The organism is Marinovum algicola (assembly GCF_900109145.1).
In the GTDB taxonomy this organism is placed as follows: domain Bacteria; phylum Pseudomonadota; class Alphaproteobacteria; order Rhodobacterales; family Rhodobacteraceae; genus Marinovum; species Marinovum algicola.
In genome coordinates this window covers 38599-51071 of the sequence record NZ_FNYY01000012.1, presented here as the reverse complement: position 1 = coordinate 51071, position 12473 = coordinate 38599, and the positions used below count along the sequence as shown (strand labels likewise).

10 protein-coding genes are annotated in these 12473 nt (G+C 67.0%); 5 read left to right on the top strand and 5 right to left on the bottom strand.

The window, feature by feature from the left end; translation table 11 throughout:
• Window positions 1-240 precede the first annotated feature (240 nt).
• Complete coding sequence (locus BMW90_RS16085; protein ID WP_074837468.1) at window positions 241-3138, top strand: error-prone DNA polymerase; 2898 nt, start codon at window positions 241-243, stop codon at window positions 3136-3138.
• Between the two features lie 190 nt (window positions 3139-3328).
• A complete protein-coding gene (locus tag BMW90_RS16080) occupies window positions 3329-4222 on the top strand; it encodes a DUF2189 domain-containing protein (RefSeq protein WP_048529067.1) in 894 nt (297 codons plus the stop codon).
• Here BMW90_RS16080 and BMW90_RS16075 read toward each other — a convergent pair.
• Genes BMW90_RS16075 through BMW90_RS16065 form a run of 3 tightly spaced genes read right to left on the bottom strand, consistent with a single transcriptional unit; the run spans window position 4219 to window position 6529 of the window.
• Window positions 4219-5325: a CaiB/BaiF CoA transferase family protein gene (locus BMW90_RS16075; RefSeq protein ID WP_074837467.1), complete on the bottom strand. Its 1107-nt coding sequence runs from the start codon at window positions 5323-5325 to the stop codon at window positions 4219-4221. The two genes, BMW90_RS16080 and BMW90_RS16075, sit on opposite strands and share 4 nt — an antisense overlap.
• On the bottom strand, window positions 5322-5996 hold the full coding sequence (locus BMW90_RS16070) for a DsbA family protein (protein WP_074837466.1): 675 nt from the start codon (window positions 5994-5996) through the stop codon (window positions 5322-5324). Before BMW90_RS16070 ends, BMW90_RS16075 begins: the two co-directional genes overlap by 4 nt.
• A gap of 23 nt (window positions 5997-6019) precedes the next feature.
• Window positions 6020-6529, bottom strand: a complete 510-nt coding sequence (locus tag BMW90_RS16065) for a DUF721 domain-containing protein (protein ID WP_074837465.1) — start codon at window positions 6527-6529, stop codon at window positions 6020-6022.
• A gap of 282 nt (window positions 6530-6811) precedes the next feature.
• On the opposite strand from BMW90_RS16065, the gene mutY reads away from it, so the two are divergent.
• On the top strand, window positions 6812-7852 hold the full coding sequence (mutY, locus tag BMW90_RS16060) for an A/G-specific adenine glycosylase (protein WP_074837464.1): 1041 nt from the start codon (window positions 6812-6814) through the stop codon (window positions 7850-7852).
• Between the two features lie 161 nt (window positions 7853-8013).
• Here the strand turns inward: mutY and BMW90_RS16055 are convergent, their stop codons facing one another.
• On the bottom strand, window positions 8014-9423 hold the full coding sequence (locus BMW90_RS16055) for an NCS1 family nucleobase:cation symporter-1 (RefSeq protein WP_048529058.1): 1410 nt from the start codon (window positions 9421-9423) through the stop codon (window positions 8014-8016).
• Between the two features lie 202 nt (window positions 9424-9625).
• Between BMW90_RS16055 and BMW90_RS16050 the strand changes: the two genes are divergently transcribed.
• Together BMW90_RS16050 and BMW90_RS16045 are read left to right on the top strand one after the other, a co-directional pair.
• Window positions 9626-10303, top strand: coding sequence for a GntR family transcriptional regulator (locus BMW90_RS16050; RefSeq protein WP_074837463.1), 678 nt, complete (start codon window positions 9626-9628; stop codon window positions 10301-10303).
• A gap of 110 nt (window positions 10304-10413) precedes the next feature.
• On the top strand, window positions 10414-11547 hold the full coding sequence (locus BMW90_RS16045; RefSeq protein WP_170850564.1) for an alkane 1-monooxygenase: 1134 nt from the start codon (window positions 10414-10416) through the stop codon (window positions 11545-11547).
• Between the two features lie 30 nt (window positions 11548-11577).
• On the opposite strand, the gene serB is transcribed toward BMW90_RS16045, so the two are convergent.
• Complete coding sequence (gene serB, locus BMW90_RS16040) at window positions 11578-12447, bottom strand: phosphoserine phosphatase SerB (RefSeq protein WP_074837461.1); 870 nt, start codon at window positions 12445-12447, stop codon at window positions 11578-11580.
• Between the last annotated feature and the right edge of the window lie 26 nt (window positions 12448-12473).

The window sequence follows — 12473 nt, the reverse complement described above, 5'->3', positions numbered from 1 at the left end:
GCCCCCGGCATAAGCCACACGCCCTCCCCCGCAGCTTCTTCTTTTCACAAATACCGCCGGGGGAGTCCTGCAAGGACGGGGGCAGAGCCCCCACTGCCGGCCCGGCGCCCCCGGGATGGGCCCGCGCCCGCACGCAACCTCCGACCCCGAATCAAACGGCGCGACCCCGGGGCATTCTGGACTCCACCCAGGAACAAAAGGTGAATATACTGCCAGCCTGCCAAAGATTCGCCCCATCCCATGTTCGCCGAGCTGTCGATCACTTCGAATTTCACCTTTCTCACCGGGGCATCCCACCCCGAGGAGTTCATGCAGCGTGCCGCGCGCTGCGCGCTCTCGGCGATTGCCATCGCCGATGACAATTCCGTCGCCGGCATCGTCCGCGCCCATACCGAGGCGCGCGAGATCGCCCGCGCAGTCAGGCAACGCCAGGCCTTCGACGCCGCCCACGGCCTGATCGGCCCGCCGGCGCCCGAACCGGCCCCGCCAGACCCGCTGCGCCGCGCCCTGCCGCGACTGATCCCCGCCGCGCGGCTGGTCTTTACCGATGCCCCGCCGATCACCGCCCTGGTGCAGAGCCGCCGGGGCTGGGCCGGGCTCTGCCGGCTGCTCTCGCGCGGCCGGCTCAGGGCGGAAAAGGGCAGCTGCATCCTGCATCTCGCCGACCTACTGGAGATGGGCGCCGAAGGTCTCCACCTGGCGCTCCATGGCCCGCCTGGGGCGCAGGTCGCACCGCCCGGCGCGGGCGCGTGGTGGCCACAGGCGCAGCAGCTGACGCGCCGCTTCGGCGGGCAGATGTCGCTGCTGATGGCGCCGGCCTATGACGGCGCCGATGCCGCCCGCTTCGACCATCTCGCCAGCCTCGCCGCGGAACTGGGCCTGCCCACGCTCGCCTCTGCCACGCCGCTGATGCATGCCGGGCCGCGCCGCCGGCTGGCCGATGTGCTCAGCGCGATCCGCGAAGGCACCACGGTCGAGGCGCTCGGCGCCCGCGCCCAACCCAACGGCGAACGCCGGCTGCGCTCGGAAGCCGAGATGCTGCGGCTGTTCCGCGGCCATGAGGCCGCCGTCGCCCGCGCCGACCGGCTGGCGGCGGCCTGCACCTTCTCGCTCGACGCGCTGCGCTATGAATATCCGTCAGAGATCGCCGCGGGTGAAACCCCGGCCGGGCGGCTGTCGCGGCTGGCCCACCAGGGGCTGCGCTGGCGCTATCCCGAAGGCGCGCCCGACAAGGTGCGGACCATGCTGTCGCACGAACTTCAGCTGATCTCGAAACTGAACTACGCGCCCTATTTCCTCACCGTCCGCGACATCGTGGCTTTCGCCCGCGAACGAAACATCCTCTGCCAGGGCCGCGGTTCCGCCGCCAATTCCGTGGTCTGCTTCTGTCTCGGCATCACCTCGGTCAGCCCCGAGATCGGCACCATGGTCTTCGAGCGGTTTGTCTCCGAGGCGCGCGACGAGCCGCCCGACATCGACGTCGATTTCGAGCATGAGCGCCGCGAAGAGGTGATCCAGCACATCTACGACCGTTACGGCCGCCACCGCGCCGGGCTCTGCGCCACCGTGATCCACTATCGTGGCAAACGCGCCATCCGCGAGGTCGGCGCCGCCATGGGGCTCAGCCAGGACACCATCGGCGCCATGTCCTCGCAGCTCTGGGGGTTCTGGGGCGCCGATGGCTTGCAGGACCAGCGGCTGCGCGAGATCGGGCTCGATCCGACCGATCCGCAGATCCGCCTGACCCTCTCGCTGATGCAGGAAATCATCGGCTTTCCCCGGCATCTGAGCCAGCATGTCGGCGGCTTCATCGTCACCGAGGGGCGGCTCGACGAGCTGGTGCCGATCGAGAACGCCAGCATGGAGGACCGCACCGTCATCTGCTGGGACAAGGACGATATCGACAGCCTCGGCATCCTCAAGGTCGACGTGCTCAGCCTCGGCATGCTCACCTGCATCCGCAAGGCCTTCGACCTGTTGCAGACCCACACGGGGCAGGGCTGGGAGCTCGCCACCCTGCCGCCCGAGGATTCCAGGGTCTACGACATGCTCTGCCGCGCCGACAGCATCGGCGTCTTTCAGGTGGAAAGCCGGGCGCAGATGAACTTTCTGCCGCGGATGAAACCGCGCTGTTTCTACGACCTGGTGATCGAGGTGGCGATTATCCGCCCGGGGCCGATCCAGGGCGACATGGTGCATCCCTACATCCGCCGCAGGAACGGCGAGGAAACCGTCTCCTTCCCCTCCGACGCCCTGGGCGAGGTGCTGGGCAAGACGCTGGGCGTGCCGCTGTTTCAGGAGCAGGCGATGCAGATCGCCATCGTCGGCGCCGGGTTTACCCCGGAAGAGGCCGACCGGCTGCGCCGGGCGCTCGCCACCTTCAAGAAGAACGGCAATGTCGGCGATTTCCGCAGCCGCTTCATGCGCGGCATGAAGCGGAACGGCTATGACGCGGATTTCTCCGAACGCTGCTTTTCCCAGATCGAGGGCTTCGGCTCTTACGGTTTCCCCGAAAGCCATGCCGCCAGTTTCGCGCTGCTGGTCTATGCCTCGGCCTGGATCAAGTGCCACCACCCCGGCATCTTTGCCTGCGCCCTGCTCAACTCCCAGCCGATGGGGTTCTATGCGCCATCGCAGATCGTCCGCGATGCCCGCGAACACGGGGTGGTGGTGCGGCCGGTCTGCATCCAGTCGAGCTACTGGGACAACGTGATGGAACCCGACGGCCGCGGCGGGTTGGCACTGCGGCTGGGGTTTCGCCAGATCAAGGGGCTGGCCGAGGAGGATGCCGGCTGGATCACCGCCGCACGCGGCAATGGGTATCGGTCGGTGCGCGATGTCTGGCGCCGCGCCGGGCTGACCGCGCCGGTGCTGGCGCGGTTGGCCGAGGCGGATTGTTTTGCCGAGCTGATGCGCCGGCGCGAGGCGCTCTGGGAGGCCAAGGCGCTGACCGCCGCCAAGGCGCTGCCGCTGTTCGACGGCGATCTCGACGGCGAGGCGATCGACGAGCCCGAGGCCCGCCTGCCGGCGATGACCCTGGGCGAGGAGGTGGTGGAGGATTACGTCGCCCTGCGCCTGACCCTGCGCGCCCACCCCCTGGCGCTGCTGCGCGACCGGCTGACGCCGCCTGCCGGCTGAGCCGGCCAGCGGCGGGCCGCGCCTCCGGTCCGGGCGCCGCCAGCACACAGCCATGCAAACCTTTGTGACCTCAGCCTAAACACCGGACAAGTGCCCGCGAAGCTGCTACACTGAATCTGCCTCAGGGTTTCGGACACCGAAACCACCCTGTCCGGACCCTCCTGTTAGCAACTGGCGGAAGGACGACATCATGACTGAGACAATCGGCAACCCGCTCTCCTGGTCGGCCCAGGCCCTTGGCAAGGGCCTCACATCGACCGGCGAGATCGTCGAGGAGCTGCATCCACACGAAACGAGCCCCATCGTGATCCGCGATATCGACATTGGCGACCTGCGCATCGCCTTGTCCAAGGGGTACGAGGATTTCCTCGCCATGCGCACGGATGTGATGTGGATCGTGCTGGTCTATCCGGTGATGGGCTTTGTCCTGGCGTGGTTCGCCGCGACCGAGAGCCTTCTGCCGCTGCTCTTCCCGCTGGTGTCGGGCTTTGCGCTGCTCGGCCCGGTGGCCGGCGTCGGACTCTACGAGATGAGCCGGCGGCGCGAGGCCGGGATGACGCCGCGCTGGCGCGACGGCTTCGGTGTCGCCTTTTCCCCTGCCGCGGCGCCCATGGTGGTGCTGGGCGGCTATCTGATGGCGCTTTTCGTCGCCTGGATGATGACCGCGCTGGTGCTGTACAACGCGACGCTCGGGCCGGCGGCACCAACCTCTGCCAGCGCCTTCGTCACGGATGTATTCACGACCACGGCAGGGCTTCAGATGCTGGGCTTTGGCCTGGCGCTGGGGTTTGTCTTTGCCGCCCTGGTGCTGATCACCGCACTGATCTCCTTTCCGATGCTGGTTGACCGGCGGGTCGGCCTGCCGCTGGCGGTCGCCACCTCGGTCGAAGTGGCCTGGCGCAATCCGATCACGGTCGCCGTCTGGGGCATGATCGTCGCGGCGCTCCTGACGCTGGGCTTTGTCACCCTCTTCGTCGGGCTGATCTTCGTGCTGCCGATCCTCGGCCACGCCACCTGGCATCTCTATCGCCGGGCGGTGGCGCCGCCGGAACCCGCCGCCAAGGCGCCGGTCTCCGAGGCCTAGCTCTCGCCCAGCTTCGGCGCGCCCTTGCCCAGCGCGAGGTCCGCGCCGGAGAACCGGAACGGCGAGCGTACACCCGGCACGCCATCCGCCTCGATCTGCATGCCGCGGGCCTGAACCTGCGGGTCGGCCATGACCTCCGCCATGTCATTGATCGGCCCGGCCGGCACGCCCTGCGCTTCGCAGGCGGCCAGAAGATCGGCCTTGGCCCAGCGCGCCGTCGCGGCGCCCAGAAGTGCGGTCAGGGTTTCGCGATGATCGAGCCGGTCGGCATTGGTGGCAAAGCGCGGGTCGGGCCCCAGCTCGGGCAGCGCCAGCAGATCGCAGAGCCGGCGGTATTGCGCGTCATTGCCGGTGGCGATGATGATATAGCCGTCGGCGCAGTCAAACACTTGATAGGGCGCCAGGTTCACATGCGCGTTGCCCATCAGCCCCGGCGCCCGGCCGGTGCTGAGGTAGTTCATCGCCTGATTGGCCGTCACCGCCACCGCGCAATCCAGCAGGCTCATGTCGATCCACTGGCCCGCGCCGGTCTGCCCGCGCTGGTGCAGCGCCGCCAGAATGGCGGTGGTGGCATAGACGCCGGTGAAGATATCGGTGATCGCCACCCCGGTCTTTTGCGGCTGGCCGCCCTTTTCGCCGGTGATCGACATCAGCCCGGACATGCCCTGGATGATGTAGTCATACCCGGCCCGATGGGCATAAGGCCCATCCTGCCCGAAACCAGTGATCGAACAGTAGATCAGGCCGGGATTGACCGCCCGCAGCGCCTCATAATCCAGCCCGTATTTCTTCAGCCCGCCGACCTTGAAGTTCTCGATGACGATATCGGCTTCGGCCACCAGCTCGCGCACCCGGGCCTGGCCCTCTTCGGTGCGGAAATCGACGATCTCGCTGGTCTTGCCGCGATTGCAGGCGTGGAAATAGGCCGCCGATCTTTCGCCGTCGCGCTCGATGAAGGGCGGGCCCCAGCGGCGGGTGTCGTCGCCCTCGGGGCTTTCCAGCTTGAGCACCTCGGCACCGAGATCGGCAAGGGTCTGACCGGCCCAGGGGCCGGCCAGAATGCGTGCAAGCTCGATGACCTTGAGCCCGGCAAGTGGGCTCATGCGTCGCCCAGTTTCTCGTCCAGGATCGCCTGGAACTCGGAATAGGGCATGTTGGTGTAGAGCTCGCCGTCGATCACGAAAGAGGGGGTGCTGCTGATGTCATCCGCCTTGGCGTTCTCTTCGAACCAGGCCACCAGGGTGCGGGCCTTGTCGCCGTCCTGAAGACAGCTTTCCAGCGCCTCGTCGTTCAGCCCGGCCAGGCGGCCGATCTTGCGCAGCTCGCCGACGATGGTCGCAGGATCGCCCGAAGCCACCCAATCGCTCTGTCCCTTGTAGATCAGATCGGTGATGCCAAAGAACCGCTCTTCACCGCCGCAGCGCGCCACCATCGAGGCCCAGAGCCCGTAGCGGTCGAAATAGACCTCGCGGTAGACGAACTTGATCTTGCCGGTGTCGATGTAATCGGCCTTGAGGTTCTTGTAGGGGCCGGCGTGGAAATTGGCGCAATGCGGGCAGGTGTAGCTGGCATATTCGATCACCGTCACCGGCGCATCCTCGGCCCCCAGCACCATCTCCTTGATGGTCGAGGTATCGACATCCTCGGAGGCTTCCTGCGCGTCGAGCGCACCGGCCGGGATGGCCGTGCTGCCAGCGCCCTGATTGAGCAGCCACCAGCCGCCACCGGCCAGCAGCACAAGCGCCAGAAGGGAGGCAGGGATCATACGCTTCATATCTTGTTTCCTCTCGGGATTTTTCATGTCTTGGCCTTGGATAGAACGTTCCGGGCGAGGGCTTCAAGCGCCCCGCGAAGGCCTTCGTCGGTCACATTTTCGGCATAGGACTGCGCTTCGGCGGCGATTTTCGGGTCCGGCGGCGGTGGCGTCTTGGCCGGCTCGCCATAGGTGAACTGCGCCTGCCCCTCGGCAAATCCGGTGGGCGCGGTCTGGGTGATCTTGATGCGCGCGATGGCGTTGTAGCCATAGACCGCGTTGACCCGCTCGCGCAGCCGGTCTTTCTGCATCTCAAGCATCGGCGCATTGGCGCCGGTGGTCAGCAGGGTCAGCGTGGCGCCGATGCCGCCGCGCCCGAAAGAGACATTCACCGGCCGGGCGATTTTCGCGATATCCGCGCCGGCGACCTCGGGCCAATGCGTGAGCAGCCGGGTTTCGGCAAAGCCCCGGCTTTCGCTGGCGCGCTGGATACGCTGGCTCAAAAGCTTGGATGTGCGGGCAAAGCCCCTTGTCGTCGCTCTTCGCTGCGGCACGATTGACTCCCTCTCGCTGGGGCTATTCTAGTGTCCCGCGCGCCCTGCGCCAGCAAAACCCGACTTATGCACAGCTTCCTGAGATATTCGTGAACAGCCGCCCTCTCCGTCAATGCCCCGCGCCCCGGCACGAGGCGCGCAAGCGCCCGGCCCGACCTCGGACGGGAGGTGCCGCCAAGCGGCACAGGTCGTCGCAATCGCTTTGCGCGAAGATGCCTGCAATCCCAGCGGAAGGCCGAGCTCTCCTGGCCGGAAAAGACCGCCGAAGATCGGGTGCCCGCCATGCGTGATCCCGCGACCCTGAGCGCCGATCTGCTTTCCTGGTACGACCGTCATGCCCGCGCCATGCCCTGGCGCGTGCCCCCCGCCGCGCGCCAGGCCGGCACCCGGCCCGATCCCTATCGCGTCTGGCTCTCCGAGGTCATGCTGCAACAGACCACCGTTGCCGCGGTGCGCGACTATTTCCACCGTTTCACCGCGCGCTGGCCCGAGGTCACCGATCTGGCCGCCGCCGCGGACGCCGATGTGATGGCGGAATGGGCCGGTCTCGGATATTACGCCCGCGCCCGCAACCTGCTGAAATGCGCCCGCGCCGTCGTTGCCGAACATGACGGACGGTTTCCGGCCGATCACGCCGCCCTGCTCGCGCTGCCCGGCGTCGGCCCCTATACCGCCGCCGCCGTCGCCGCCATCGCCTTTGACCTGCCGGAAACCGTGGTGGACGGAAATGTCGAGCGGGTCATCACGCGGCTGCACGACGTTCACACGCCGCTGCCTCAGGCCAAGCTCGAGATCACCGCGCTGGCCCGGACCCTCACGCCGCAGGCCCGGCCCGGCGATTACGCGCAGGCGATCATGGACCTCGGCGCCACCATTTGCACGCCGCGCAATCCGGCCTGCGGCCTCTGCCCCTGGCGCGACGATTGCGCCGGGCGGTTGGCGGGCAGCGCCACCGACCTGCCGAAAAAGACCCCGAAAAAACCCAAGCCCATCCGCCACGGCATCGCCTATATCGCCCGCCGCGTCGATGGTGCCTATCTGCTCGAACGCCGCCCCGACAGCGGCCTTCTGGGCGGAATGCTCGGCTGGCCGGGATCGGACTGGAACGAAGCCCCGGGCGAAGACCCGCCGATCCGCGCCGAGTGGAAGGCGCTCAACACCGAGGCGCGCCATACCTTCACCCATTTCCACCTGCGCCTGACGGTCAAGACCGCGCTGGTGCCGATGGACCGCGCCCCGGCCCGCGGCGAGTTTCACGAAGAGTTTCGGCCCGGCGACCTGCCAACCGTCATGCGCAAGGCCTTTGATCTGGCGCAGAAGTGAGGCATCCGGGAGAGCTGTGAAATGCTCCTCGAGCGGCGATGCGTGGCGGCCTTCGGCCGCGCTCGCGCGCTTGAAGCTCTGCAAAGGGCCGCTCGGACCCGAAACGAAAAGGCCCCCGCGATGCCTCGCGAGGGCCCGGATTTCAATTCACGTCAGGCGGCTTACTTGCAGCGCCACCAGTAGATCGCACCGCCCAGCGCCGCGCCGATGATCCAGGCATAGCCGGTGAGCGCACCCAGCGCCGGCACCCAGACCGTGGCCACCGAGAACACCGCGCCGATGCCAAAGGCCACCAGCGCATTGTCATGCCAGCCGTTGCCGTAGTGATAGGCACCACCCGACATGTTGTAGAGTTCGTCGCGGTTCAGCTTCTGCCGGCGGATCAGGTAGTAGTCGACCACCAGGATGCCATAGAGCGGTGCCAGCGTCGCGCCCAGGGTGTTGACGAAGCCGGAGATGCCGATCTCGCTGATCACTGCGGTCCAGAGCCCGCCGATCACCAGGGCAAAGCCCGAAGTGATGAGCCCGGCCTTGCGGAACCCGATGGTCTCGGGCGCCAGGTTGGCAATGCCGTTCACCGCCGGAATGAAGTTGGCCACGAGGTTGATGCCCACGGTGGCGGCAAAGAAGGTCACCGCCGCGATGATCCCCAGAATCACGCTATCGGTACGCCCGACGATCTCGGTCGGGTTGATGATCGCCTCGCCATAGACCACGGCGGCACCGGCGGTCGTCAGCAGGGCCAGCGCCGAAAACAGGATCATGTTGAACGGCAGCCCGGCGAGGTTGCCCTTGACCATGGCCCGCTTGTCCTTGGCATAGCGCGAAAAGTCCGAGAAGTTGATCATCACCGCCGCGAAATAGGCCACCATGGTGCCGATAATGGCGACAAAGCCGGCGAACTCGGTGCCCCAGGTGCCTTCGGGGTTGGCGAAAATGGTCTGCGCCTGGCTCAGCAGCTGGCCGTCGGACTTGATCCAGAGGACCACCACAAGCCCGATCATCACCGCATAGACAAAGGGGCCGGCAATGTTCAGGAAACCTTCGACCCAGCCCATGCCGCGCCAGAAGATGACGATGTGGAACCCCCAGACCAGCACAAAGGACAGCCAGTCTACGGCCGTCAGCCCCAGCATCTCGGCCCCGCCGGTGATCCCGGTCAGCGAGCGGATCAGCAGCGCCAGGGCGGTCGAGGCGAAATAGACCTGCACCCCGTACCAGAACACGGCCACCACGGCGCGCAGCACCGCCGGCAGCTTGGCACCCTGGGTGCCCATGCTGGCGCGGGCAAAGACCGGATAGGGGATGCCGTATTTCTCGCCCGCCGCGCCCGACAGGTTGACGAGGAACATCACCATCAGCCCGGCGGTGATCAGCGCGGCAAAGGCGGTCCAGCCGCTGACCCCGTATGAGATGAACAGCGAGGCCACCAGCGAATAGCCGAACAGCGACTGGATGTCGTTGGCCCAGACGTTGAAGATGGCGAACCAGCCCCAGCTCTTTTCCTCTGCCGTGACCGGGCGCAGCGCGTCCTCGTCGGCGATCATTTCGGTGTGTGCGATTGTGTCCATCAGCGTGTTCCCTGTTGCTGTGCCGGGCCTGGAGACCCCGTGTCGCCCTGTTCGGACTTTTCTTTCGGCAAAGCTGTTGATTCAGCAAATACCGCATATAACATGTTAGATAGAATGCTTCCCCAAGGGCACCATGACAATCACGAAGGGACTTTCAGCCTATGTTTGAAAATGCGGCGCTCGGAATCTGGACCTCCTGCCCATGAAAACGGCAGTTTCGACCCCGGCCCGCAATGGCAGCGGCGCCCTCACCCGCGCGGCCCATGAAACGCTGCGTGCGCATCTGCACGATGGCCGGCTTCGTGCCGGCGCCTTCCTGTCGATGCCGATGCTGGTCGAGACCCTCGGGCTGCCGCTTGCGGCGGTGCGCGAGGCGGTCAAACGAGCCGAGGCAGCGGGCCTGGTGACCGTGGTGCCGAAACGCGGCATCGCGGTGATGGAGGCCGACGCCGACACCACCCGCGAATGCCTCGACCTGCGGGCCGTGCTCGAGACCGAGGGCGCGCGGCGGCGGTTGCTGTGCGCCGGTCCGCCCGACCTGACCGAATTGCGCCGGCAGCATGAAGAGATGCTGGCCCGCGCCCGCCAGAGCCTGGCCAACGGCCTGCCGCGCCAGGCCATCGCCGTCGATCTGTCGTTGCACGACCGCCTGTCGGGCTGGCTCGATTCGGCGCTGATGACGCAGCTCTATGCCGACAACCGCAGCCGCATCGCCATCATCCAGAACGTCCGCCCCTTTCTGCCCGACCGGATCGTGCCGGCGATGGAGGAACATCTGCGGATCATCGCCGCGCTCGAGGCCGGCGACATCGGCCGGGCGACAGAAGCGATCCGCCAACACCTGCACCAGACCATGCGCTGGTGGGGGGTGGAGCCGTGACGCAACGAAAGCCGGCCGCCGGCCCCGCCGCTCTGGCCCCGGCGGGGGGCGGCGCCCTATAGTTGCCGCAATGGCGTGACAGAACCGCGCCGACAGTGATGACCGCGCCGATGACACCGACCAAGACCCCAACCGGCCTGCGTGCCGCCCTGCCCTTCTGGGCCTCTTTTCTGCTGGTCCCGCTGGCCTGGGTCTCGGCCCTCTGGGGCGGATGGGCGGTGTTCTTGTTGCCGCTCTGCACCTGGTATCTGTTCTCGGCGCTCGACGCGCTCACCGGGCTGAACCTCGACAATGCCGATCCCGCCACGCCGGAGGCGGCGCTGGGCTGGTACAAGCGCCTCACCCTGCTCTGGGTGCCGGTGCAATTTCTCACCCTCTACGGGCTGATCTGGTATGCCCCCCGCGCCGACCACCTGGGCACGCTCGAGCTGATCGGGCTCTTTGTCGGCGTCGGCGTGCTCACCGGCACCATCGGCATCAACTACAGCCACGAACTGATGCACCAGCGCAGCCGGCTGGAGCGCTGGCTGGGCGACATCCTTCTTGCCATGGTGCTTTATTCGCACTTCCGCTCGGAGCATCTGCTGGTGCACCACCGCTATGTCGGCACCCCGCGCGACCCGGTGACGGCGCGCTACAACGAGAATTTCCACCGCTTCTTTCCGCGCGTGCTGCGGCAATCGCTGAAATCCGCCTTCAAGGCCGAGGCCGCCATGCTCGCCCGCAAGGGCAAGCCCTGGCAGGACCGCGCCAACCCGTTCTGGCGCTACTGGGCGCTGCAAGCGCTGATGCTGGGTCTTGCCGTGCTGCTCTCCGGCTGGGTCGGCCTCGGCCTCTTCGTGCTCCAGGCCTTCACCGCGATCTGGCAGCTCGAACTGGTGAACTACGTCGAACACTACGGGCTGACGCGCAAACATCTGGGCGCGGGCAAATACGAACATGTCCAGCCCCGCCACAGCTGGAACGCGGCGCAGAAGGCGTCGAACTGGCTGCTGATCAACCTGCAACGGCATTCGGACCACCACTACAAGCCCGACCGGCGATTTCCGCTGCTGCAAACCTATGGCGAAGACGAGGCGCCGCAGCTGCCCTACGGCTATCCGGTGATGACCATCGCTGCCCTGATCCCGCCGCTCTGGCGCCGGGTGATGAACCCCCGCGTGCGCCTCTGGCGCCAGACCTTCTATCCCGAAATCGAGGACTGGCGCCCCTACAACAAGGCGCTCAACCCGCCCCCGCGTTAGGCCGCGGATCGCTTCCGGGGGCGATGCAATTCAGCCGGCAAACTCTGTCTTGGCATAGCCCTGCACAAAAAGCAGCGCGGTCAGGTCGCCATGATTGATGCGAATGTCGCATTCCGCCGCCACCACCGGCTTGGCATGCAGCGCCACCCCGGCGCCGGCGCGATGCAGCATGCCCAGATCGTTGGCGCCGTCGCCGACGGCGATCACATCCGCCTCGGAAATCTCCAGCCGCGCGGTGATCTCTTCCAGCGCCTGGACCTTGGCCTCGCGGCCGAGGATCGGCCGACCGACCTCGCCGGAGAGCGCGGCATCGGCCACGATCAGCGTGTTGGCGCGGTTCTCATCAAAGCCGAGCTGTTCGGCCACCCGGGCGGTGAAGGCGGTGAACCCGCCGGAGACCAGCGCGCAATAGGCGCCATTGGCCTTCATCGTCGCGATCAACGCCGGGCCGCCGGGCATCAGGGTGATCCGGCTGTCCAGAACCTGCGCGATGATCGCCTCGGGCAGACCTTTCAGAAGGCCGACCCGTTCGGTCAGCGCACCTTCGAAATCCAGCTCGCCGTTCATCGCCCGCGCGGTGATCTCCTTGACCCGCGCACCGACGCCGGCCTCGTCGGCCAGCTCGTCGATGCATTCCTGCTGGATCATGGTACTGTCCATGTCGGCCAGGAGCATCTTCTTGCGCCGCCCCGCCTCGGGCTGGACCACCATGTCGATGCCAAGCGCCTGCATGTCCTCCCAGACCTGCCAGCGGTTCTCCGGCAGGGTCTCGAGCGGGAATTCCGCCGCCTCGTCGGGGGCGAGCCATTGCAGCGCGCCGCCCCCCCAGGCATTGCGCAGGGCCTCGGCGGCGGCGGGGTCCAGCTGGCCGGGTCTGGCGATCAAAGTGGTGACATACATGGCGGCACTCCTTGCTTGCGCCTGCC

Excerpts from the sequence above, each read along its gene's own strand:
- BMW90_RS16085 (WP_074837468.1), top strand. The coding sequence starts at position 241 with ATGTTCGCCGAGCTGTCGATCACTTCGAATTTCACCTTTCTCACCGGG.
- BMW90_RS16080 (WP_048529067.1), top strand. The coding sequence starts at position 3,329 with ATGACTGAGACAATCGGCAACCCGCTCTCCTGGTCGGCCCAGGCCCTT.
- BMW90_RS16075 (WP_074837467.1), bottom strand. The coding sequence starts at position 5,325 with ATGAGCCCACTTGCCGGGCTCAAGGTCATCGAGCTTGCACGCATTCTG.
- BMW90_RS16070 (WP_074837466.1), bottom strand. The coding sequence starts at position 5,996 with ATGAAGCGTATGATCCCTGCCTCCCTTCTGGCGCTTGTGCTGCTGGCC.
- mutY (WP_074837464.1), top strand. The coding sequence starts at position 6,812 with ATGCGTGATCCCGCGACCCTGAGCGCCGATCTGCTTTCCTGGTACGAC.
- BMW90_RS16055 (WP_048529058.1), bottom strand. The coding sequence starts at position 9,423 with ATGGACACAATCGCACACACCGAAATGATCGCCGACGAGGACGCGCTG.
- BMW90_RS16050 (WP_074837463.1), top strand. The coding sequence starts at position 9,626 with ATGAAAACGGCAGTTTCGACCCCGGCCCGCAATGGCAGCGGCGCCCTC.
- BMW90_RS16045 (WP_170850564.1), top strand. The coding sequence starts at position 10,414 with ATGACACCGACCAAGACCCCAACCGGCCTGCGTGCCGCCCTGCCCTTC.
- serB (WP_074837461.1), bottom strand. The coding sequence starts at position 12,447 with ATGTATGTCACCACTTTGATCGCCAGACCCGGCCAGCTGGACCCCGCC.